The sequence below is a fragment of the Rhizobium sp. BR 250 genome, assembly GCF_047445855.1.
Classification (GTDB): Bacteria; Pseudomonadota; Alphaproteobacteria; order Rhizobiales; family Rhizobiaceae; genus Agrobacterium; species Agrobacterium tumefaciens_I.
In genome coordinates this window covers 1-23,653 of sequence record NZ_JARWKW010000013.1, presented here as the reverse complement: position 1 = coordinate 23,653, position 23,653 = coordinate 1, and the positions used below count along the sequence as shown (strand labels likewise).

Here is a 23,653-nt window from a genome sequence, read left to right as displayed (position 1 = left end):
TAGTCCGCCCCCTCCATTAGCGCAATCGACCGTCAAAACCCATCTCCATACACTGCGCCGCATGGTCCGTGCCCCCCACGTTCCACTCCCCGCAGAACAGGAGCGCATCATGACGCAGATAGAAGCAAATTCCCGCAGGACGGGTCAGCAGGAGACAAATATGAGCTTGGACACCACCTCACATACCGGCAGGCTGGCGCCTGAAGAACTGGTTCCTTCGCGTTATGCGGTGAAGATCGGCGAGATCGAAGTGCTGGTGATCAGCGACGGCGTGCTGCCGCTTCCGACCAAGATGCTGGGACACAATGTCGACGCGGCGGAACGCGCCGTCTGGCTGGACAATATGTTCCTGCCGCAGGAAGCCTTCGACTGGGCGCTGAACGCGGTCGTGGTGCGCAGTGGCACACAGGTTATCCTCATCGATGCCGGTCTCGGGCTGGATCCGGAATTGAACCTGCCGCGGGCCGGGCAACTGGTCAAGCGACTGGAGAGCGCCGGCATCGATCTCGGGTCGGTAACCGACGTCGTGCTGACCCATATGCATATGGACCACGTTGGCGGGCTGCTCGTGGACGGCGTTAAGGAACGGCTGCGGCCGGATCTGCGCATCCACGTGGCCGCCGCGGAAGTCAAATTCTGGGAAGCACCCGATTTCACCCATGTAAACATGCCTCCCGGCTTCCCGGATGCACTTCGCGCAACCGCCAAGCGCTTCGCCAAGGAATATCAGGACCAGCTGCGGCTGTTCGACGATGAATACGAGGTGGCTCCGGGTGTCGTCGTCTCGCGCACGGGCGGCCATACGCCCGGGCACAGCGTGGTGCGCGTTGCCTCCGGCAAGGACCGGCTGATGTTTGCCGGTGATGCCGTCTTCGCGGTCGGTTTTGAGCATCCCGACTGGTTCAATGGTTTCGAGCACGACCCGGAAGAGGCTGCCCGCGTCCGCGTTCGGCTTCTGCGCGAGCTCGCAGCGACAGGTGAACTGCTGGTCGCCACCCATATGCCGTTCCCATCGGTCGGCCACGTCGCGGTCGATGGCGATGCCTTCCGCTGGGTGCCGGTCTTCTGGGACTACTGATCGCCTATTAGCCCAGGGATCAACCAAGCGACCGCATGCGATCGGGCCGTCCGCCCATCGCATGCGGTTTTCCGCCGTCACCACCGTCTATCTCAAGTAGAGCCACGGCCACCTGTGCCAACAGGGCCGGACCGATCCGGTGCGTCAAGGAAACAGACGACCTACTCAAGATATTCGACTTATTCGCTCCTTTCTTCGCGCAGCTTGTTCTTTTCTTGTCTTAAATTGCTTTTCCTCGCCGACGGGCATGTCGGAGGAGTAGCGCTGCTTGTCGTCCGTGCATGTCCATGCCACTTTTGAGCGAGGACAGGATGATCGCGGCCGTTTGTTCCGCTGACACGAGAGACGTCAATGCCCGATACTCGCACGGATCATGACAGCGTTTCCGCGGGTCAGCATCATTCCACGATGAGGGGCTGGTACGCGGTGAGCATATTGCTGGTCGCCCTGCTGATCTCCTTTACCGATCGGTTGATCATCAATCTGGTTGTCGATCCGATCAGATCGGAGCTCACGCTCTCCGATTTCCAGATCAGCCTGCTGCAAGGCGCCGGCTTTGCCATCGTCTTCGCTCTCGCCGGATTGCCGAGCGGGCGATTGGCCGATTCGACAAACCGGCGCAACCTGATCATCGCCGGCATAACCCTCTGGTCGTCCGCCACGATCGCCTGCGGGCTGGCCGTCGACTTCCGCTTTTTTCTCGCCGCCCGCGTCGCCGTGGGCCTTGGTGAAGCAGCGCTGATACCCGCGGCGTCATCGTTGATCATCGATCTCTTCGCGGCTCGCCAACGCGGCACGGCGCTTGGCATCTTCGCCCTGGGTGCAACCTTCGGCACGGGCGCGGCGCTCTTCTTCGGAGGCCTGATGCTGGCCTGGATTACGGCGGGTCTGTTCGAGACGATACCGCTGGTGGGGACGCTGTCACCCTGGCGGCAGCTTTTCCTGCTGGCGGGCCTTCCCGGCATTCTTCTGGTGCCGTTCCTCTTGCTCATCAAAGAGCCCCTGCGTCGCCGCAGCTCGGGTTTGCTTCCACTGTCGGGCGTCGCGGCGCGCCTCATCGCCGATAACGGCACGGTGTTGCGTGTATGCATGGTAAAGGGAGCGCTGGGCATGGGAGACTATGCCCTGATTGCCTGGTTACCCACCCTCCTGCAGCGCGCATACGGCATGTCGCCGCTCGAGGCAGGAAGCCTGCTCGCGCTTTCGATCACCACCAGCGGCGTGATTGCATCACTGGCAGGAGGCACACTGTCGGACTCGTTCGTACGACGCTGGGGTGTGCAGACGCGGGTGGTGCTGCTGCTGGGTTGCTATACGCTGACCACCATCGGAGCCTGCGTGATATTCTTTGTCGAGACCGGCGAGCACGCCGCAATCGCATTCGCCATTTGGGCATTGGGCTCGATCGGCGGCTATGTGATCGGGCATGTCGTGATGCAGGAAAGCGTGCCGAATGAGATGCGCGCAACCACGATCGCGCTATCGCTGGCGGTCACCGCGCTGATCGGCATCGGCCTGGGCCCGACCCTTGTGCCATTGGTGGCCGAACACATCTACGGCGGCGAGGGCGCCCTTCAGTCCGCGATGGCAACCGTCAGCCTTGTTGCAGCGCTCGTCGCATTTGCCATCGTCTGGCCGCCGGTGCGCAAGGGCATCGTGGCGCTCAGGGCACAATTCCCGTGAGGCTAGCCGAAATGACAATCATACCGACGGCCCCGCGTCGAGCAGAGCACGAGCGCGGCGCAGATCACCGGTTAAGAATCCCTCGGTGAACTTCTCGTGTACCGATCGCAGCATCTCCTCGGCAGCGCCATTGCCGCCGCGTGTTCGCCACAGCTTGACCAGACTCATCGAAGACCGCAATTCCCATGACAGCGCACGATCATCCCGCGCCAGTTCGATCGACTGAAGATAGCAGTCCACCGCCCTCTCCCATGCGGTCGGGTCACCGAACCGGATCACGTTCCCCTTGATCCGGAGGATCTCCGGGATGCCGACGACCTGTCCAGTACTCCGACATAGTGCGATTGCCTCATCGATGGCGGCGAGCCCACCCTCAAGATCGCCGTTGCGCGCGAGAGCCTCGCCGTAGTTGGTCAGGTAATTCGGATATCGCATGCGGAAGCCGCCGTCCCGCACCTCGGCAAGGGTCTCGCGGAAGGCGGGCAGGTCTATGGGCCGGCCGACGTAGAGGTTCAGCCGGTTACGCGGGCCGATCGCCATGGCCCGCCAGATCGTCAGCCCGTGCCTCGTCGCATGCTGGACGCCGAGCTCGAGGTAGCGATATGCCTCTTCGTAGTCGCGGATATACATCGCTATGATGGCCGAACCGTGCAGCAAGGCATAACAGAGCGAGACGGCATAGTTGGAAGCTTCAGCCTCCTTCAATTGCCGCCTTGCGATTTCCACGGCCTGATCCGGAAAACCTTGCAACCACAGCACTGTCGCCAGCGCACCCTGCGCCGTCAGCCGCTGATCGAACTCGAACCGCACGACGTCAGGGCGCAAATGGCGGCCGACCGGACGCTGGACGATACGCTCAAGCCTTTGCCGCGCGGCTGCGAGGACGCCGAGCCATGATAGCGCCGACCCGGCCTGTGCATCGGCATCACCGGCGGCGGCGGCCTGCCCCTTCAATGTCAGCGCGCGCATTTTCTCGGCGACGGCAATGGCCGAATGCGAATCCCCCGTCCACAGTTCGAATTCTGACAGGCCACGCAGGCACTCAAGTTGCAGGTCGACATCACCGAGCTCTTCGGCGATGCCCAGCGCCTTCGTGAGGGAAGCTTTCACCCGGACGAGCGGTCCGCGGGTGTGCAGCAGTGTTGCGCCGAGCGTCAGGTTGAGGAGCAGATCGTCGCGGGTATTCCGATGCGGGCGAAAACGTTCTTCTAGCGCAAGCTCGACTGCCTCTCGGCATTCCTCGACCAGAGACACCTGCTTACCGAAAGGGATCGACGCGACGGTTAGCTTCACCGCCAGCGAACCCTCAGTCGAGCCGGCATAAGCCCAGCGCAACGCACTGCGGATATCGTCGACCTTGCCGCCATGGCGCGACAGCCAATCCGCGTTCGGAAGCTTTTCGGCATCGTTGTTTGCCTGCCCCAGGAGCTCGAGACAGTGAACAGCGTGACGCTGTCTGGCTTGCTCAAGCTCGCCTTCTTCCGCCAGCTTCTGAAGCGCATAGGCGCGCGTTGAGTCGAGTTGACGGTATTCCACCTCGGAACCGCGGACTTCGGCCGAGATGAGCGATTTCGATACCAGATTCGCCAGGCACTGAGCGACCTCGACCCTGTCGATGTGTTCGTCAGTGGCGACGGCGATCGCCGAACCCAGACCGAATGCGCCCGCAAAGACCGCTAGCCTGCGCATCACCACGCGTTCCGAAAGCGGAAGAACCCCGTAGCTCCAGTCGATGGTAGCACTAAGGGTACGGTGCCGTTCGATATTACCCCTGTGCCCTTCGAGCAACCGCAGGCGATCATCGAGCCTCGCGAGCAAACCGGCGACGCCGAAGGCATCGATCCTCGTTGCGGCAAGCTCGATCGCCAGCGCCACACCATCCAGCTTGCGGCAGATTTCAGCGACGAGCGGAGCCTCGGCGTCGCTAAGAGTGAAGGTTTCAAGCCGATCAACGGCACGCTCGACGAAGAGTTCCACGGCCGGAAAGTCCATGGCTTTTGCTGCCGTCAGGGCCATCGTTTCGCTTGGCGCTCCAAGCCCAGGCAACCTGCGCACGCGCTCGCCCCTCACGCGAAGTGGTTCGCGGCTGGTCGCCAGGATACGCACCCCGACTGCTTCCGCCAGGATGCGATCGACGATTGCAGCGGCAGGCTCGATAACATGCTCACAACTATCGAGCAGCAGGAGCATATGACGATCACGCAGGAACTCAATCACGGCAGTCTGAATGTTCGCCGAATGGGCCGCAAGACCCGAGGTCGTTGCTATGGCGCTCGCAATCAGCGAAGGGTCGGTGAGCGCGGCGAGATCGATAAACCACACTCCGTCCCGCATTTGCCCGATTGCCTGCTCCGCTACCGCGAGAGCCACTGTGGTCTTGCCAACGCCGCCCGCACCAACGATCGATACAAGCCGGGTGTTTTCCAGTTCGTGGCGAAGCGATTTGATGGCGTCATCGCGGCCGACGATGCGCACCGTTGCGGTCGGAAGGTTGTGAGTGCGTTCCAGAGCAGGCACGCTTTCGGTAATCGATTCTGCCAAATCGGAAACTTCGACGGGTGCGACAAATCGATAGCCGCGACCAATCACGGTTGAAATGTAGCGGGGCTTGGCTGGCTGGTCGCCGAGGGCGCGTCGCAGTCCCGCCATGTTGACCTTAAGGTTGCCATCCTCGACGAAGGTATTTGGCCAGACCCGTGAACGCAGCTCGTCTTGGCTAACGATCTCGCCCGCATGCTCCACCAGCACGGTGAGAATATCCAGCGCGCGACCGCCAATGCGCACGGGCTGCTCGCCGTGCATCAGAAACTGGCGCCTCGGGATTAGCCGAAAGGGACCAAAAACATAGGCTCGGTCCGACGGTCGTGGTGGATCGGTCTTCATGTGGCTTCGACTACGTTGTTCCCAGGTTCGCCAGCATAGCACGCGAATTCCGTGGCCGTGTATTCCAGGAGAGCCGGCAAAAATTTAACCTCGATTAACTCGCCAGCCGACGTTGCCGCGGTGATACTTCCCGCATCGAAACCAACACGCCTGACCTTGCACCAGGGCGACCTGATCGAGGCGCCACCGTGACGGAGGGGCTCAATGTTGCAAACCCATGATGACAGGAAACAACGGTCCCCGACGTCAATGGACGTTCCCGCAAGGTGGCGTAGGCTCACGATCGAACGTCGACAAATCGACGCCGGCGTTCAGACCTGCGTTCGTCCGCAAAACATGGAGATGGTCTATCTCGCCGCGGACCGGTTACATGCCCATCAAATCGCTGATGCCCGATTGCTGGCAGGCATGGTGCGAGCGGGAACCGGCTGGCTGGTCCCCTCGGATACGAACGAAACTCTGCTCGACCTCGACGGCACCAGCCGATGCCTGATCATCTTTCTCCCAAATGCGTCGCGAGACGAGGGTCCTTGCGATGAGCATGGCGTCGAGCCGGCAATGATCTGGATCGACAGCGCTCTGTATGACCTCACCGGGCAACCGGCCGAACGCTCCGGCCACCGGTTCGCCTGCCAGCCCGAGGCGCCGCCGGTGGCCCACTTGATCAACCGGGCCAACGCCGACCGCGGGTTGCACCGCAGACCTGCTCCGACCCTCGATCCAAGACGGCTTTACCGAGTGCTCGACTATCTGGAAGCGAACTTCGCACATGATATACGCCTTGAGGATCTCGCCCGCGAAGCCTGCCTCAGCCCGTTCCATTTCTCACGGCTGTTTCGCGAGGCGACCGGTTTTTCCCCTCACCGGTATGTCGTCGAACGGCGCGTGCGCGCGGCATGCTCCCTGCTCGAAGCGGGCGAGCATCCACTTGCGGAGATAGCCTTCGACTGTGGCTTCGGATCGCAAGCGAATTTTTGCCGGGCCTTTCTGAAAGTTACGGGATTGACGCCGCGCCGCTACCGCGAGAGGCACAGGGTCAACCGATCGTCGATTCAGGCATGAATTCAGCAATATCTGCGTGAGACGTCGCAAATTCTCGAAATATTCCGCCCAACCTGGCCTCTACTCTCAAGTCGTTCGCAACCACTGGCCCGACTGGCTAGAGGAGATGGGAATGTACAACGATACCAATTCGAAGACAGTAAGCGAAGCTGCACCCGTCACGAGCGACGAACGGTTCGACGCTGTGGTAATCGGTTCGGGTATGGGTGGCCTGTCTGCCGCCCGCATGCTCGCCGAGTTCGGAGAGAAGCGCGTTCTGTTGCTAGAGCAGCACTATACGCTTGGCGGTCTCACGCACGAGTTCACACGTGAGGGGCGCTATCATTTCGGTACCGGTGTCCACTACCTCACCGCCGGTCCGAGCATGGCGCTGAATTTCCTGGCTGACGGGCGCGCTCAGTTCCAGCGATTGCCGTACGACTACGATGTGTTGCATTTTCCAGGTTTCGATTTTGCCGTTCCTGCATCGGAGGCCGAATTCAAATCACGGCTCAAGTCGCGTTTTCCGGAAGAAGCAGAAGCGATCGACCGCTTCTTTGCCAAGGTTCGATGGGCGTCGTTGGGTCTGCTTGCGCGCAATGTCGCCGTGTCGCTGGCGCCCATTATTCGAGCCGTGACCCTGCCGATTATCGAATTCCTGTTTCGGGATACGTTTCAACCGATCAGGGACGTTGTCTCGCGCCATTTTCGTGATCCGGAGCTCAAGGCAGTCGTCTCGGCACGCTGGGGTCTCTTCGGTCCGCCGCCGGCACAAAGTGCATTTGGCACACATGCGGTAATTGCGATCCGCGCCTTCATGGACGGCGCAGCCCACCCAGTCGGCGGCCCCAGGGCACTGGGCCGCGCCATCATAGACGGGCTCGAACGGCGCGGCGTTGAGTTGCGCCCGCGTCAGCGCGTGGTCGCAATCGCCGTCAACAACCGCTGTGTGACGGGTGTCGAGGTCGAGGACATGTCGAGCGGCGGGCGGTATTGTGTGGCTGCACCGTGTATCGTCTCGGCGGTCGGCGTGCGCAACACGGCAGCGCTGCTCGATGCGGAATCCGCGGCTCCTTGGCATCGCGAACTCAACAAGCTGCCGCAGGGCATAGCCACGCTCCTGTTGTTCATCGGGCTTGCGCGATCACCACGCGAACTCGGTGTCGCCGGCGAAAATCATTGGTTTATGCCTGATCACGACGACGACCTCGGTGCGGCCCTTCCTATCGGTGACGGCGTGCTTTTCGTTTCGTTCTCGTCACTCAACAATCCGGCGGCACGCGCACATACGATGGAGGTGATGCACTTCGTCGACCCCGAAGTGTTTCGAAAGTGGTCGGGCACGACTGAGAATGATCGACCGGAAGACTACCAGGAGTTCAAGGCGACGGTCACCGAACGGTTGCTTGACCGCCTCGATGCGGCATGGCCAGGGTTTCGTGCATTGGTTGCTTTTGCAGAGTTGGCGACGCCTCTGACCTTTAAGACCTACCAGAACAGCTTCGACGGCGGTTTCTATGGCCTCCCAAACGTCCCTGAGCGGCTGCGCTCGCGTCTCGCCCGATGCCGAACCGACATCACAGGCCTCTATCTGTCGGGACAGGACGCATGGAACGCCGGTATCGAAGCGGCATTGTGGGGCGGCATACAGGCGGCGAATGCTATACTCGCCCCCCGCCAGATACGACGGATGTGGAGTGCACTCCGGTCGCCCATCGTCCCGCTGAAGCTTCCATGGCAAGGCTATATGCGGGTCACGCTGATCCAGCGTCTGACACCGACGGTAAAGAAGATCCGCATGGAGCCTCTCGGCGGCGGCAAGATTCCCTTCACCTTTCGTGCCGGCCAGTACCTCACCCTGGAACTGCCGGTCGAGAACGGCACGATCGAAAGATCCTACTCTATTGTGAGCGCACCGACAGAGCTTGAGTTTGTCGACATCGCAGTGCGGCACTTCTCCGGCGGACTGGGTTCGACATTCCTTCACCGGGAGCTTTTGCCGGGTGAGGCGTTGCGCTTGTCCGGGCCGGCCGGTGATTTCACGATTGATCCAGACCGGGACCTCGGCGACGGCCATCTCCTGCTCATTGCCGGCGGTATCGGTATCACGCCGATGATTTCCGTTCTCGGGGCGGCGGCCTCCACTGGTTATCGCAGGCGCGTAACGCTGCTCGCATCGTTCCGCTCCGACGTGGAAAACCTCTTCCGCGAAGAGATTGAAGCATTCCAGGCGATGCTACCGGGCTTGGTCGTAAGGACGATCATCACCCGGACCGGCCCTGCGTCAAGCACGTCGTCCGGACGGCTGGATCGGGAAGCACTTTGGCCACATGTTCCGGGTGTCGGACGGGTTCACCTATGCGGTCCGGATGCCTTCATGAGCGCAATGATTGCAATACTGTCCGAGTTGCAGGTTCGGCGCGACATCATCCATACCGAGGCGTTTGTTTCCAGCCGCCTCTCGCAGTCTCTCGCCGAGCAGGCCCAGACGATCAGGCTCGAGGCGGTTGAGGCTGCAGTGGCCGGTTTCGCGATTGAAGTGCGCAATGGTCGTGCTTTCCCCTGCGTGCCGGGGCAGACCTTGCTCGCTGCTGCCAACGGCGCGGGCATCCCGTTCGCGCAATCCTGCCATGAGGGCGTCTGCGGAAAATGCCGCACGAGCATTTTGTCCGGCCCGTTCGCTTTCGCCGGAAGTGGAACATTCTCGGATGCCGAGATCGCTGCCGGGTGGGTGTTGGCCTGCCAGACGCTGCCGCGGGGGGATCTCGAAATCAACTTGGTGCCGTCAGCAACGAGCAGCACGGCTGACGCTGCGTCGGCCACCCATACCTGACTCCCAAATGCCGCTGCCGCGTGGGCAGCCGGCACAGTCCGAGAAGGAGATTTCCATGTCCGCCAAGAAAGCGATCGCTGTTGCCGCCATCAGCATGGTCGGAATGGTCGTATCGGCGTTCGCGCAAGACACGCCAACTATAGTGTTGGTGCACGGAGCTTGGGCGAACGGGTCGAGTTGGGCGAAGGTCGTACCGCTGCTCGAGGCGCGTGGCTTCGATGTCGTCGCCGTTCACAATCCGCTGCCCTCCTTCAAGGCTGATGTAGAGGCCACGCGCCGTGTCATCAACGACCAGCCCGGACACGTCATCCTCGTCGGCCACTTTTCATCATGGCCTCGGGCAAAACCTCTTGTTTGACGAAGAGCCGAACTTTGCAGGAGTGAGACAATGGCGAAAATCCTTTTCGTGACAACGAGCCACGACCGTATGCTCGACGGCGAACGCACCGGCCTCTGGCTGGACGAGTTCACGATCCCCTATCTCGCCTTCACCAGCGCGGGCCACGCGGTGACGGTCTCGTCTGTTGCCGGTGGCCTGGTACCGATCGATCCGCGGAGTGAGCCAACGGCGTCGCAGGTCGCGACCTGGGCTCTCGCCATCGAAGGATTGGATGCGACCCCGGCGTTCCATGTTCTGTATGCCGACAAATTCGATGCGGTATTTATACCGGGCGGTCACGGCACAATGTTCGACATGCCGTACAATCGCGCGCTCCACGCGCTGCTCTTCAGCTTTGAGGCAAGCGGCCGTGTCATCGCCGCGATCTGCCACGCGCCCGCGGCCTTCACCGGCATGCGTCGTCCCGACGGCACCCCCTTCGTGAAGGATCGTACCCTGGCCGCCTACACCGACAGTGAGGAGCGCGCCGGCCAACATGCTGCCAACGTGCCTTTTCTCTTGGAGGAGCGCCTCAGGGGCCTGGGCGCTCGACAGGTGATCGGGAACGATTTCGAGCCGAACGCGGTCACCGACGGTCGCCTTGTTACCGGACAGAACCCGCAATCCTCCGCAGCCGTGGCGACGCATGTGATGAAGTTGCTGTAAATCGCGGAGACATGGTTATCGCTCGCATCCCCATCCTATCAGCCTCCGAGCACTGGCCGGGAACAAGGAGTGCCTAATGTTCAATGCATGGGGCACCCCAGTCCGTTGGGAGAGCCGGATCGCTAATATAGCAAAATCGGTCAATCGATCCGCATGATCCGCAAATACATCAAGTCTGGGCCGGACATAAGCTCCAGGTAATAGTTGCCCGCAGCAATAACTGATCTGAATTGGAGGAAAACAAGATGAGTGTTCGCAATTCGCTTGGTGATCGATTGCAAGGTGTTCAACACTTCGGACTGACAGTTCAGGACATGGAGCGAGCTTACGCGTTCTATACGGAAGTCCTCGGCGGGACCGAGATCATGCGCGACGGAGATTTTCAGGGAGAGAGAATCCACAACACGCTGCTTACCGATCAGGAAATCGAGGCGCGAGCACGACAGGTGAACCCGCGCACGATGGGCATTCCAGACCTTCGGAGCGGCGCCCAACGCCTGGATGTGCGCTTTATTCAGTTCGACAATGTGGTGATCGAACTGCTGAAGTACCGCGACGCGGATCAACCTGCCAACGGAAACTCAGCTTTTGCCGAGCCACTTGACCATATGAGTCCCGCCTTTCCTCGCATGATGCATATTTGTTTCCATCTCGGCGACGATGTGGACTTCGATCTGTTCATCGCCGACCTCGAGGCGGAGTGCGCGCGGCGTGGAATGGTGCAGGTGAGGGCGAACCGCACTGTGACGGTCATCACCGAGGAGGAGCGTCGCAACGCTCCGAGGGACAGCAATTCCAACCCGATCACGGAAGGCCAGTCGGAAGGCTGGCGGCTGATCTACTGCAAGGGTCCCGAAGGCGAGCAGCTCGAATTTGTGCAGGCTCTGGGGCCTGTGAAGGCAAAATTCACTTCTGCCCGGGAAGCCTGCCAGCGCGGTTGAGGCTCATCGTATCCCGATCCACACACATCACGGCACTTCACACGGGGAATTCATCAATGTTTGATATCCGATACGAGACAATACCCTCCGGTGCCATCGCAGTGGTGGCCCAGGTGAGCGCCAAGGCCGGAAAGGAGCAGGAACTCCGATTGGCAACGCTCCCTTTAGTGTCCCAAGTGCGCAACGAGCACGATAACATCCTCTATTTTCTGCATGAGGATCACGAACAGCCGGGCCATTTCGTCTTCTACGAAATATTCGCCAGTCGCGAAGCTTTTGAAGCCCACAATCGGACCGAGCACGTGCAGAGTTGGTTCAAGCTGTTGCCCGACCTTGCTGAAGGTGGAGTGGAGGTCATGCAGCTCACGATCCTTGGCCAGTGACGGGCATACGAAATGATTGCTCCAGCCCCCACGAACTCGCCCGAACCAGCGCCTCCGGCGCTGGCTGGAAGTCGTTCTCTGAACGACAGGCCGGACAGGGCGTGGGATAAAGGGCTGACGCTGTTCGCGCTCGCTCTCGGCAGTTTTGCCATCGGCACGTCCGCCTTCGCGAGCATGGGCATCATCCAGCTATTCTCGCAAAGTTTGAATATTTCTTTGCCCGAGGCGATCTGGGCGATCAGTGCCTATGCCGCGGGAGTGGTAATCGGGGCGCCGCTCCTCACTATCGGCGCCGCGCCTATGAATCGTCGCACGCTTTTAATGCTGCTCATGGCCATATTCCTTGCGGGAAGCGTGCTTTCCGCCCTGGCGCAGGATTTGACCACACTCCTGATTGCCCGATTTATTTCAGGTGTCCCGCATGGAGTGTATTTCGGTGCCAGCGCGGTTGTTGCAACCCACATCATAGGGCTTGGTCATGGTGGCAAGGCCTTTGCTATCATCATGGCCGGGCTGACCGTCGCTACCGTTATAGGCGCCCCGGCCGTGACCTATATCGGGCAGGTTTGGGGATGGCGGGAGGCTTATGCAGTCGTCGCCACGATGGCGGCGATTACTACGGTTACGCTCTACCTCCGGGTTCCGCGCACCGCAGCGCTGAATGGACAACCAGTCAGTATCAAAATTGCCGCTCTGCGAAGCGGTGCGGCATGGGGATTAATGGCGGTGGCCGCGACAGGAGTGTCGAGCATTTTTGCGGTTTATACAGTCATCGCACCGGTGGTCACCGAGGTTGCCCGATTGCCGCAAGGAACAATCCCGGTCGCGCTTGCGGTGTTCGGCACGGGGATGACTATCGGAAATGCAGTGGGCGGTGTTCTCGCAGATCGTTTCGCCACGCGTGGCATCACCTTGGGCTATGGCTGCGCCCTGGGTTTCCTGGTGATGCTCGCGTTGGGAGGCGCCCAACCCGCGGTGCTACTTGTGAGCCTGTTTGGGGTGGGTGCGTCGATCATGACCGTCATCCCCACGGTTCAGGTGCGCCTGGTCCGCTTCGCGCCGGAGGCTCCATCCCTGATGGGTGCATTAAACGTGGCCTCCCTCAACGTGGCCAATGGACTGGGCGCCTGGGTTGCCGGCACTACGGTCGGAGCCGGTGGGAGTTATCTTTCGGCAGCGTGGTCCGGCTTCGTTCTCACGGCGTTGGGATTATTCATCTTTGTTCTGACGTTGCAGCGTCGTTGCAAAGGGGGATAGTGCTGCCGCCGATCCCCGGTAGACTGGTTGCACCAAACTCGATCGCCTGTGCTACAGCGTCGTGAATGGCCGCTTCCGGCGAAGATCGATGTTTCCGCGCCAGCTTCCATAAGGCCGGGAGGGTCGGCTGAACGGTCCCGCAATGATCTGCGGGACGGTCGTGAATATGAATGTGGACATGCCGCCGTCTTTTACTGATGCCATTTGACGAGAGGCTGATAGTGATGCGGCTGACGCATAACGACAAGGTCCTTTCGTCGGACGATGTTTGTTGGATAAGGTGTGTCGAGATTGGTGGTATCGACGGCTGCAGCGGCAATCCCGTCCTCATCCAGGATTGCTGATTCCTGGCGCGGAAAAGCAAAGGAATCCGGCCCGAACACCGCACTCTTGCCCAGGTATCCGCGCGCTGCATCGAGCACGTTGGCGAAGGCGAAATAGACGTTGTTCTCGCCGCCGCGCACGCGCAACGCATGCCAGTGAAAGGGGTCGGCACCTTTGGGAATCGGGTAGTTATGCGGGATCTTCGTGCCGGCGTGGCTGCCGGTGAACGTGCCGGCGATCGCGGAGGGGCAGGCGACCAAATCGCATCCCATGAGCGAGAGTGAACGGATGGCTTCCGGATAGAGCGCGTCGTGGCCCACCGCCAGGCCGACGCGGCCGATGGCGAGATCGTAGACTTTCCATTCGTCCCCAGCCGTCGCCCAGCTGTCGGCAATGCCAAGATGTGTCTTGCGGTAGCTGCCCACAAGTCCCTCGGGTCCTGCAAGGATCGCGCTGTTGTAGATCTTGTCTCCATCCGCTTCGGCAAATCCGGCGACGAGATAAAAGCCGAGCTTCATTGCCAGGCGAACGAAGGCGGATACGGTTGGGCCAGAGAGCGGCTCTGCCCGGGTTTGGGGAGCCTCAAGTCCGGTCAGCGACAATTCCGGGAAAACCAGAATATCCGGCGCTGTCGTTACCTTCGCCTCGGCTGCGAGCGTGGTGATGCGGGCAATATTGTCTGCGACGACGGAAGACGGGGCGAACTGGGCGACGGCTGCACGCGATGTTCGTCCGCGCGGGATGGGCTGATAGCCATAGAGACGGAAATAATCGCCTGGATTCCAGGTGAAACTGTTGGTCATCATGTTCATGTAAAGCTCGGGCCGGCGGGACTTGAAGACCGGTTCGCTCAAGACCTCACGGTGGCGGGCACGGGCAAGATCGACCGTGCCATAGGCAATCCCGTCGCCTGTATCAATCGATGCGGCAACCGTTCCGTCAGGCTCGATCAGGCAGCTGCCGCCGGAAAACTGCACGGTTCTTTCCAGTCCCCACCGGTTGCTTTCGATGACATAGCAGGCGTTTTCAAAGGCGCGGTTGATCCAGTAGGGCGCCGGCGTGCGCTCCTGCAGCCAGTTGGAGATGTGGCAGATGATGTCGGCACCGGCCAGAGCCTCCAGCCGCGCCGTCTCGAAGAAGTGCAGATCCATGCAGACCAGCATCGAGATCCGGCCGATCTCCGTTTCGAAGACCTCGTGGACGATATCGCCATTGGCGGCCCATTTCGGCTCGGCGATATAGGGATGCGACTTGCGGTGCCGGCCAACGACGCCCTCGGGCCCGATCAGAACGGCGGTATTGTAATAAAGGTCGCTCGCCGGATCGACTTCCGGCATGCCGACGACGATGTAGCACCGGTGTTTGCTGGCAATGGCCTGGAAAACATCGGTGGTCGGTCCGGGAATAGCCTCGACGAAAGGTTTCACTTCAGCCCTGTCGAACCAGCAATAGCCGGTTGTTCCCATTTCGGGGGTGACGATCAGGCGCGCACCCGCCTCTGCCGCTTCCTCGCAAAGGGCCGTCAGCCGGCTAATATTGCGTGCCTTTTCGAACATGGTCGGTTCGAACTGGATGGCGGCGGCGGTGTAGCTCTGTGTCGATGTCATGGTTGTCCCCATTGTCTCTACGAAAGGATATTCGGCTGTTTCAGACAGCCATATGCCGATGAACAAGCGCGTCGGAGAGCGTGTCGATGGCGCCGGCCGCGACCACACCTCCTTTCTCCAGCATTGCGAAATGGTGAGACGCGTGCCGCGCAAATGCGACGTTTTGCTCGACGAGAACGATCGTCATGCCGATCTCGCGATTGAGCCGGATGATGATCTTTTCAATCTCCTCGACGATAGAGGGCTGGATGCCTTCGTTGGGTTCATCGAGAAGCAGCACTTTCGGATCCGCGGCCAGCGCGCGGGCGATGGCAAGTTGCTGTTGCTGACCGCCGGAAAGCACGCCGCCCCGGCGATCGAGATTGGCCATCAGATACGGAAAAAGTTCCGGCACCAGCGCTGGAATTTCGCGTTTGCGATCGGTACGCGCAAAGGCGCCCATCAGGATGTTCTCGCGGATGGTGAAATCGGGAATGATCTCCCTGCCCTGGGGGACGTAGGCGATACCGGCCCTTGCCCTGATATGCGTTGGGGAAGAGGCGATGTCTTTTCCTTCCAGATGCATCTCGCCCGTCATCCGGTCGGTCAGCGCCATCAGGGTTTTCAACAGCGTCGTCTTGCCGGTGCCGTTGCGGCCAAGGATGGTCGTGATCTTGCCGGCCGGAATATCGAGTGTGACCCCGTGCAGGATATGGCTGCGGCCGTAGTAGCTGTGCACGCCTTTTAATGACAGCATCAGGATATTCCTTTCGAACCGAGATAGGCTTCACGGACTTTCGGATTGCGCTCGATATCTTCGACGCTTCCTTCCGCCAGAACCTCTCCGAGATGGAGAACGGTGATGTACTCGGCGATCTCACGGACGAACCCCATGTCGTGTTCGACGACGAGGATCGTATGGCGACCTTTGAGATTGTTGATGATTTCTGCGGTCTTGTGGGTTTCCGCCTGGGTCATGCCGGCTGTCGGCTCGTCGAGCAGAACCACCTTGGGATCCTGCACGACGAGCATCCCAAGCTCCAGCCACTGTGTCTGACCATGGCTGAGATAGGCGGCTATCGTATCCTGTTCAGCCTCAAGGCTCGTGAGTGCCAGAACGTCGTCCACACGGCTTGCCTCGGAACGCGAAAAGCCTAACCGGAGATTTGCAAAGACCGAAGGGTTTCTACAATTGGCGACCTCCAGGTTCTGACGCACCGTCAATTCACGAAAGACGCTGGGGATCTGGAATTTCCGCCCAATTCCAGCGCGTGCAATTCTGTGCTCTGGCCAGTTGGTGATGTCGGTGTCGTAGACGAAGACCTTGCCCTGCGTGCTGTGGGTCTTGCCGCTGACCAGATCCATCAAGGTCGTCTTGCCGGCGCCGTTTGCGCCGAGCAGTACACGCAACTCACCATCGCGGACCGTGATGCTGACATTGTTGACGGCTCTGAAGCCGCCGAAATCGACGCTGAGACCGTCGATGGTCAATGCGATTGCACTCATATCACAATGCCTCGCTTTGTTGCTGCAACGATGAAGACGCCGCGCCTGGTTTGAACCGGCGGACAAACTGGCGCAGCACATCATGTGCAAGGCCGCCAAGGCCGCGTGGCAGGAACAGAACGACAAGCACGAAGATGAGGCCGATGATCGCTTTCCATGCCTCGACCAGCGCTTCGGTCTCGCTGACCTCCGCCTCGATCATGTTGATCAGGATCGCGCCGATACAGGCGCCGAGCAGGGACGAGCGACCGCCAACGGCTGCCCAGACGACCATCGTCACCGAGAAGGACAGATCCATGAACGTCGGGGAGGCGAATTCCGCGACGACCACGTAGAGCATACCGGCAACACCGGCGATGCCCGCCGAGATGACAAAGAAGAACACCTGATAGAGTGAGACGTCGAAGCCGAGATAGCGGGCGCGCACCTGGTCATCGCGGATCGCCTGCAGGATCATGCCCGCGCGGGTTTCGACGACAAGGCGGGCGCCGATGAGCGTCAAGGACAGGCATACGGCACACAGATAATAGGTCGCCCGGCTGTAGGGATCGAATTCGATGCCGCCGATCGTCAGCCAGCCGAGATCGGTCAGGCCGTTGAAACCATTTGTAATCGGTTGCGCGTCGACCATGACGAGGCGGACGAGAAGGACAAGCGCCAGTGTGATGATCGAGACGAAAACGCCGGAAATGCGCTTGCGGAACACCAGCATGCCAAGCGCGCCGGCAATCACCACAGGAAGCACGATACCGAGCACGAGACCCACCGACTGGCTTTGAAACGGAAGCCAGAGGAAGGAGCCCTTGTTGATGCAGCAAAGTTCCGTTGGGGCGCCGGGCTCGGCATTCCACAGCATGAAATCCGGAACCGGCTTATCTGAGCCCTGTTGCAGACTGGTCGGGCTGGACAGCTTCAGTGACATGGCGAGCATGTAGGCGCCCAGGCCGAAAAACAGCCCCTGGCCGAGATTGAGAATACCGGCATAACCCCATGTGAGAGCGATGGCGACGCCGAGCATGCCGTAGACAAGATATTTCGAAATGCGGTTCAGCCAGAATTCGTCGCCGAAAACGGGTGCTGCGAAAATTACCGCGATGAAAAGCACATAGGTGGCGATCTGGAATTTCCGTTCGTTGCTCATGTCAGCGCCCCTTGAACGAGAACAGCCCGCTGGGCTTGATGAGAATGACGAGGATGACGACCCCGAAAACGACGGCGCGCGCCAGAATGTCGTTTGTCCCGATGGCCACCACCGCATTGATTTCGCCCAGAAGCCCAGAAGACAGGATTGTGCCGAAAAGGCTGCCGACCCCGCCGGTCACCACGACCATGAAGCCGTCGACGACCATCGTCGTGCCCATGTCGGGAAAAACGGTCTTGAAGCCGGACATCATGACGCCGGCGACGCCGGCAAGACCGGAACCGAAGGCGAAAGTCATGGCGTTGACGCGTTTTACGTTGATGCCGCAGGCTGCGGCCATTTTGGGATTGCGGATGATGGCGCGCACCTGCATGCCCGCCGTCGTCCGGTAGAGAATGAACCATGTCCCAAGCGTCAGCGCGACCGTTACAGCGATGATGAAGGTGCGGTATGCATTGATGTCCGTACCGGCAAGTCGGAACGTACCCTGCAGGAACGACGGTACTGCGACGTTCTGCAGACCAGTTCCCAGACCTTCGACATGAATGCCGAAAAAGGACAGGCCGAATTCGAGCCTCACGGCTTGCTGTAAAAGAATGGCAATGCCCCATGTGGCGAGAAGTGTGTCCAGCAGACGGCCGTAGAGCCGCCGGACCACCACGCGCTCGATCACGAGGCCGAGCAAGGCCGTCGTGACGAAGGCCAGAGGGATTGCGAGCAGCAGGCTTGCTTTCAGCCAGATGCCCGAGAGGACGGCAACATAGGCGCCGATCATGACCATCTCGCCATGGGCCATGTTGATGACGCCCATGGCGCCATAGGTGATGGCAAGGCCAAGCGCCACCAGAAGAAGGATCGAGCCGAGACTGAGGCCGATAAAGAGAATGTCGAGCATAACGCCACCGTTCGTGAAAAGGGCGGGTCAGACATCTTTCCTGCTCCTCGCCAACCCGTTTGGGGGGTGAGGAGCAGAGGAAAAGCGCAGATCCGCCTTGCCGAAACATGATCCCGCCGCGCATGGACGGCGGGACGACGCGGGGAGGGGTCAGCCTTTGAGCTTTGTTGCGTCGAGACCTTTGCCGGTGCAGAACAGATTGCTTTCCGTCTCGCCATAGGCCGAATAAGGCAGCGGCTTGATCGGCGCCGGGTAGGCGTTGACAACCTTGCTCTGGCCGTCCGCCTGCCATTGCCCGATGCGTGGCGTCAGCCAGCAATGCAGGTTGTCGGGATCGGTGGTCACCTTGCCGCCGGGCGCGTCATAGGTCTGGCCGCGAATGCCGGCCCGGATCGCGTCAGCTGACAGGTCGCCGGATTTTTCGACCGCCTGCTTCCAGAGGAAAACCTGAAAATAGGCTGCCTCAAGCGAATGGTACGTTACGGCTTTCGGATCGTTGACGAATGTCCTGAAGCGTTCAATGAAGCTCTTGTTTGCCGGTGTTTCGATTGACATGAAATAGGGGAATGAGGTGTAGCTGCCCGCCGCATATTCGGCGCCCATGGCCGCGATCTCGATTTCGGACGTCACCGTCGCGCAGATCGGGATAACCTCCTGCGAAACGCCCTGGTTCTTGAACTCGCGGTAGAAGGCGATGATTGAGTCGCCGACCACGTTGGAAAGGACCACGTCTGCACCGGATTCCTTGATCTTGCTGACCATGACGGCCCATTCCGAGTGGCCAAGCTCCAGATATTCGTCCGCTACCCATTCTGCGCCGGCCGCCTCGATCAGTTTCTTGGAAACCTTGGCCATCTCACGGGGATAGACATAGTTCGAGCCAACGATGAAGAACTTCTTCTTGCCCAGTTTCTCGACGATCCAGGGAATATAGTTGGAGAGCTGCTGGTTCGGAACAGCGCCGGAATAAACGACGTTGCGCGAGCACTCGAAGCCTTCGTAATGCGTCTGGTAGAATAACATCGCGCCGCGCCGTTCGAAGATTGGCAACACCGCCTTGCGGCTGGCAGAGGTATGGCAGCCGAATACGGTGGAGATCTTGTCCTTGAGGATCAGCTTGGAAGCTTTTTCGCTGAAAGCCTTCGGATCGGATGCTCCGTCTTCGACGATAACCTCGACCGGGCGGCCGAGAACGCCGCCCGCCGCGTTGATTTCGGCGACGGCCATCATGACGCCGTTGGCGAGAAGCTTTTCGGCGACAGAAAGCCCACCCGTCTGGGAGTAGAGCGCACCGACCTTGATGGCGTCGGCTGCAAAGGCCCGGTTGCCCAGAGCCGGCAGGGCGAGGGCTGCGGAAGCGGTGGCTGCGGTTTTCAGAAATTCACGTCTGTTGAACACCATCTTGGTTCCCCTTTTTTTGATTGGCGCACGCGGTGGCACTGCCTGGCTCAATGGCGAGGCTTTCATGCCGAAAAATAGGTTGGAAGGCTGACGTCACTGTCAGCAGACAACAAAAAACCCGCGAGGCTTATCACAGCCTGCGGGCACCCTTGCCATCACCGCATCACGGCTGCGCCGCGTGCAACAGCGGCACATGGCTTCGCAAAACGAAGGGATGTGCCGGAGGTGTTTATTTGAAACACATGAAAAACTAATCATGTTTTTGGGAAGGGCGCAAGAGCTGTTCGGCGTTGATAATCGAATTGGCGATTTCATCGATCGGCACGCGCCGGGCCATCGCCTGCTCGCGCATTTCGCGATACGCCTCATTCTCGCTCGTGCCGCGATTGGCCATCAGAATGGCCTTGGCTCGGGCCAGTTTCTGGTCGCCCAAAACCTTGCGCTTATATTTGCGCGCCTCCTTGACGAGCTTCTGGCGCTCAAGCCACAGGTTGCGGGCAATGGCGAGGTTGGTTAGCAGACCAAACGGTTTTATCGGTCTCTCGACAATGGCGAGCGCGCCGCTTTCCAGAACGATCTGCAACGTCGAGGGGTTTTCGTAACCGACGATGGCAAGCATGGTCGGAGCCGGGTTGGGGAAACATTTCAGCAGGCGTTCGATTTCCGGTCGTGCCTCGTCTTCCATGGCAAGGAAGACGACATCCGTGCCATGTGGCAATTCGGCGGGCACCGGCCAGAGGCAACTGACCGTACAGCCGATACGGCGCAGGTGATCGACGAGAAACTCTCCTTCGGATGTCCGGGGATGGATGACCAGAACCTTGAGATCGCGCAAATCTCTGAGAAGGGCGAAAGACATCGTCGCTCCCTCTCAGACCTGAACACGATGTTGGAAAGTCTGCGTCAAGTCTGGGCGATATTCGCGCATGAACGGATCTGGCGCCACCCGCAGCGACGGGTCATAGACGATGTCGTAGCTACCCTGTGCATTCACCCTTGCCACTCTTGGCCATAGATGCGTGTGGTTTGTCTGCCGGTCGATCTTCACAGCGCCCTGCGGCGCGTCGTACTCGACCTCATAAAGGGCTGGCAGAAGCTGCTCAAGCCCATCGCCACCGGCCCGCTGCAAGGCTGCGGCATAAAGATAGACCTGGAAATAGGCCGCTTCAGCCGGAGCCGTTGGCAGCATTTCGCGGCCGTATCGCTGTTGGTAGGCCGAAACGAAGGCGCGGGCGCGGGGGGTATCCAGAGAGGCGAAGAAGGGAGCTGCAGTAATATGCCCCTCGGCCACGTCCGGTCGTATGCGGATCACGTCGGCCTCGCTTGTCGATTGACTGGCGATCGGCATCGTTGCTGCATGGAAACCCGCCTCCTTGAACGCCGTATAGAAGGGGATGATACCGTCGCCAACGATCGTCGAATAGATGACATCGGGCTTTGCTGCTCGAATGTGCCGGATGATCTTGGCGACGTCCTCGGTTTTTAGGTTAAGCGGGACATACATCTCGTCCAGAACCTGCCCGCCCACCTGAAGAAAGAGGTCGCTGATCGTCCGGTTCGATTCATAAGGATAGACGTAGTTCGATCCCACGAGAAAAACCCGCTTCCCATAATGCGTGGTGAGGAAATCGACCAACTGAACGGAATTTTGATTGGGGGCGGCTCCAGTGTAGATGCAGTGCCGGGAGTATTCGAAACCCTCGTACAGTGTCGGGTAGAACAGCAATGCGTTGCGGGCCTCGATGACGGGCAGGACTGCTTTGCGGGTGCTCGACATGTGGCAACCGAAAACGACGCGGACCCGATCTTCGTCGCAAAGCCTGACCGCAAGCTCCTTATAGAGATTGGGTGTCGATTGCGGATCGTAAGCCACGGGCTCGATCACCCGGCCAAGCACGCCACCTGCCGCATTGATTTCTTCGATCGCCAGCAAGCTCGCGGCCCTCTGGGTTTTTTCCACGGCTCCGGTCACGCCTGTTTCGGAGAAAAGTACACCGACCCGCCAGCTTTCTGAATTCATCATCGCCACCAAAAAATAAAAAAGCTCCCGCCCGTTTCCGGTCGAGAGCTACCCTGCTCATGGAATATAAGCGGCCCAGTGGGGCCTGCCAGCTGATAGTGGCAGTTTCTTTGCCAGGTGACAATAGTGGAACGAAAGCCCGTGCTGGCTACTCGTGTGAAGCATCAGGGGCAGCACCAGACGGGCTTCAGGTGTTCTGTGTGTGACAGTGTTGATGGCTCACCTTAACAGCGCGACAAGCGGGGCCAGCAGCGCATTCCGCAGTCCGGCCACCGACGATATCGGGCGGCGGTCCTCATCCGAGCGGAATGTAGTCTTGAAATAAAGACAGTTCCGCTAGCCGGTTAAACGTAAGCGTCCGGTTAACTGATTTTCCATGCATGAATGGCGTTTCCCGTGTCTGTGATGCTAGAGTAACAACTCCGGCATAAAAGGGTTGGGCTTTTGATGCGTGCAATCGCTTTGTTTCTGGTCGGAGCTTTTGCGACGCCGAGCTACGGTCAGGGTCCGGCGGAACTCGGGCCCAATTCAAATGAGCATCCTTTCCAGTGCGGAGCGGCCTTTGCGATCATGGCGAAGGTTTACCAAGAAGCTGGAGATGCCAAGCGGTCCGCAGGCTATCAAGCAAAATTTGACAAGCTGGCTACCAAAGCGGAAGGCATTTTCGAGCAATCTCATCGATCCAAAAGGGATGCAGAAGCTTATATGCAAAAGCATGTAGATTCCCTGGCCGCTGTCGCTGAGAAAGACGCCGCGCTTGTCATTAAATTTACGCGACGTTGCGACCAGCGCTTTCCCAGTTAGGCAGATTGGCTTCAGTATTCCATGGCAGTCGCCTGCCGATCTCATTGATCGGACGATCGGCAATTCGGGCCGGAGACAGCAGACTATAACGGATGGTTCTTCGGCTAATAGCTTGGCTTCACAGCCCGCCGCCTAACCCATTCACCCCGCGGTTGTCACTAGGTCCATCCGATCGCTTAATGATTTAGGGCGAGCGATTACAGCAGAATGGCAGCAAATGAATGCATGTTGCATGTCGCATCGCGTGTTGCACGGAATTGCCGTGGCTGTGGGGGAGTGGTCGGAAAATAAGGGGTAACAGCGTGCGACATGATGCGACAAGGATTGCGCCAAATAAGACGCCATGTTCCAAGTGTAGCGCTATGAAATTATTGAAGAAAGCGTTGGCTGGGGAACCTGGATTCGAACCAAGATCGACGGAGTCAGAGTCCCTAGCCGCCATCTGTAATGCCTCTGCTTTTTCTCCAAACGTGGAGAAAACGCCAGATGAAAAATCAAGGCGTTACGGAAGAAATTCCAACGAAAAACGAGCCTGATAATGACCGGATCAACGAGGCTGCTCAGTGGCTTCATGATAACCGTTCGACCTGCGCAGATCGTCTTATCCCGGCTCTGAAAGAGCGCTTCGGCCTTCGCAATATCGAGGCGATTGAAGCCGCCAAGATTGCACGCGGGCTTGATTATGCGAGGTCGCTCTAATGGCTGCACCTCGCTCCGTCCGTAAGAAGCTCGCCCAGCAGCGAGCCGAAGAGAAACGCAATCAGTTGATTGCGAATGCCGAAAAGCGCCTTCCTAAGCGCATGGCGGCCATCTACGCCAAACAGAAGGAACA

Annotated in this window: 20 protein-coding genes; 11 read left to right on the top strand and 9 right to left on the bottom strand. The window is 59.6% G+C overall.

Going from position 1 to position 23,653, the window contains the following annotated elements:
- The first annotated feature begins 109 nt into the window (after positions 1 to 109).
- On the top strand, positions 110 to 1,078 hold the full coding sequence (locus QD336_RS19520; protein ID WP_269344799.1) for an MBL fold metallo-hydrolase: 969 nt from the start codon (positions 110 to 112) through the stop codon (positions 1,076 to 1,078).
- Between the two features lie 351 nt (positions 1,079 to 1,429).
- Entirely contained in the window at positions 1,430 to 2,761 is a 1,332-nt protein-coding gene (locus QD336_RS19515) for an MFS transporter (RefSeq protein WP_269344801.1), read from the top strand.
- Positions 2,762 to 2,779: 18 nt separating this feature from the next.
- On the opposite strand, the gene QD336_RS19510 is transcribed toward QD336_RS19515, so the two are convergent.
- On the bottom strand, positions 2,780 to 5,563 hold the full coding sequence (locus QD336_RS19510) for an ATP-binding protein (protein ID WP_499171821.1): 2,784 nt from the start codon (positions 5,561 to 5,563) through the stop codon (positions 2,780 to 2,782).
- Between the two features lie 285 nt (positions 5,564 to 5,848).
- Here QD336_RS19510 and QD336_RS19505 point away from each other — a divergent pair, with 285 nt between their 5' ends.
- The 7 genes from QD336_RS19505 (at position 5,849) to QD336_RS19475 (ending at position 13,144) form a co-directional block, all read left to right on the top strand.
- Entirely contained in the window at positions 5,849 to 6,706 is an 858-nt protein-coding gene (locus tag QD336_RS19505) for an AraC family transcriptional regulator (RefSeq protein ID WP_269344804.1), read from the top strand.
- Positions 6,707 to 6,818: 112 nt separating this feature from the next.
- Positions 6,819 to 9,518, top strand: a complete 2,700-nt coding sequence (locus QD336_RS19500) for a 2Fe-2S iron-sulfur cluster-binding protein (RefSeq protein ID WP_269344805.1) — start codon at positions 6,819 to 6,821, stop codon at positions 9,516 to 9,518.
- A gap of 55 nt (positions 9,519 to 9,573) precedes the next feature.
- The gene (locus QD336_RS19495; RefSeq protein ID WP_499171820.1) at positions 9,574 to 9,876 is read left to right on the top strand and encodes an esterase/lipase family protein; all 303 of its coding nucleotides are present in this window, start codon (positions 9,574 to 9,576) and stop codon (positions 9,874 to 9,876) included.
- 30 nt (positions 9,877 to 9,906) lie between these two features.
- Positions 9,907 to 10,563, top strand: a complete 657-nt coding sequence (locus tag QD336_RS19490; protein ID WP_269344808.1) for a type 1 glutamine amidotransferase domain-containing protein — start codon at positions 9,907 to 9,909, stop codon at positions 10,561 to 10,563.
- Between the two features lie 245 nt (positions 10,564 to 10,808).
- Positions 10,809 to 11,504 (top strand): VOC family protein, encoded by a 696-nt coding sequence (locus tag QD336_RS19485; RefSeq protein WP_499171819.1) that lies wholly within the window; start codon positions 10,809 to 10,811, stop codon positions 11,502 to 11,504.
- A gap of 56 nt (positions 11,505 to 11,560) precedes the next feature.
- Complete coding sequence (locus QD336_RS19480; protein WP_269344812.1) at positions 11,561 to 11,887, top strand: putative quinol monooxygenase; 327 nt, start codon at positions 11,561 to 11,563, stop codon at positions 11,885 to 11,887.
- Between the two features lie 12 nt (positions 11,888 to 11,899).
- The gene (locus tag QD336_RS19475) at positions 11,900 to 13,144 is read left to right on the top strand and encodes an MFS transporter (RefSeq protein ID WP_499171818.1); all 1,245 of its coding nucleotides are present in this window, start codon (positions 11,900 to 11,902) and stop codon (positions 13,142 to 13,144) included.
- A 191-nt stretch (positions 13,145 to 13,335) separates the two neighbouring features.
- On the opposite strand, the gene QD336_RS19470 is transcribed toward QD336_RS19475, so the two are convergent.
- The 8 genes from QD336_RS19470 to QD336_RS19435 all read right to left on the bottom strand — a co-directional run bounded on the left by QD336_RS19470 (position 13,336) and on the right by QD336_RS19435 (position 22,020).
- The gene (locus QD336_RS19470) at positions 13,336 to 15,087 is read right to left on the bottom strand and encodes a nitrilase-related carbon-nitrogen hydrolase (RefSeq protein ID WP_499171817.1); all 1,752 of its coding nucleotides are present in this window, start codon (positions 15,085 to 15,087) and stop codon (positions 13,336 to 13,338) included.
- A gap of 28 nt (positions 15,088 to 15,115) precedes the next feature.
- Positions 15,116 to 15,811, bottom strand: a complete 696-nt coding sequence (urtE, locus tag QD336_RS19465) for an urea ABC transporter ATP-binding subunit UrtE (protein WP_269344816.1) — start codon at positions 15,809 to 15,811, stop codon at positions 15,116 to 15,118.
- On the bottom strand, positions 15,811 to 16,560 hold the full coding sequence (urtD, locus tag QD336_RS19460) for an urea ABC transporter ATP-binding protein UrtD (protein ID WP_269344817.1): 750 nt from the start codon (positions 16,558 to 16,560) through the stop codon (positions 15,811 to 15,813). Before urtD ends, urtE begins: the two co-directional genes overlap by 1 nt.
- 1 nt (position 16,561) lies before the next feature.
- On the bottom strand, positions 16,562 to 17,701 hold the full coding sequence (urtC, locus tag QD336_RS19455; RefSeq protein WP_269344820.1) for an urea ABC transporter permease subunit UrtC: 1,140 nt from the start codon (positions 17,699 to 17,701) through the stop codon (positions 16,562 to 16,564).
- Position 17,702: 1 nt separating this feature from the next.
- Positions 17,703 to 18,596 (bottom strand): urea ABC transporter permease subunit UrtB, encoded by an 894-nt coding sequence (gene urtB / locus QD336_RS19450; protein ID WP_499171816.1) that lies wholly within the window; start codon positions 18,594 to 18,596, stop codon positions 17,703 to 17,705.
- Positions 18,597 to 18,746: 150 nt separating this feature from the next.
- Complete coding sequence (locus QD336_RS19445) at positions 18,747 to 19,997, bottom strand: transporter substrate-binding domain-containing protein (protein WP_269344823.1); 1,251 nt, start codon at positions 19,995 to 19,997, stop codon at positions 18,747 to 18,749.
- A 250-nt stretch (positions 19,998 to 20,247) separates the two neighbouring features.
- A complete protein-coding gene (locus tag QD336_RS19440) occupies positions 20,248 to 20,856 on the bottom strand; it encodes an ANTAR domain-containing response regulator (protein ID WP_269344825.1) in 609 nt (202 codons plus the stop codon).
- A gap of 12 nt (positions 20,857 to 20,868) precedes the next feature.
- On the bottom strand, positions 20,869 to 22,020 hold the full coding sequence (locus tag QD336_RS19435) for a transporter substrate-binding domain-containing protein (RefSeq protein WP_499171976.1): 1,152 nt from the start codon (positions 22,018 to 22,020) through the stop codon (positions 20,869 to 20,871).
- 444 nt (positions 22,021 to 22,464) lie between these two features.
- Here QD336_RS19435 and QD336_RS19430 point away from each other — a divergent pair, with 444 nt between their 5' ends.
- Positions 22,465 to 22,821, top strand: a complete 357-nt coding sequence (locus QD336_RS19430; protein WP_269344827.1) for a hypothetical protein — start codon at positions 22,465 to 22,467, stop codon at positions 22,819 to 22,821.
- A gap of 486 nt (positions 22,822 to 23,307) precedes the next feature.
- Complete coding sequence (locus tag QD336_RS19425) at positions 23,308 to 23,520, top strand: hypothetical protein (protein WP_499171815.1); 213 nt, start codon at positions 23,308 to 23,310, stop codon at positions 23,518 to 23,520.
- The last annotated feature ends 133 nt before the right edge of the window (positions 23,521 to 23,653 follow it).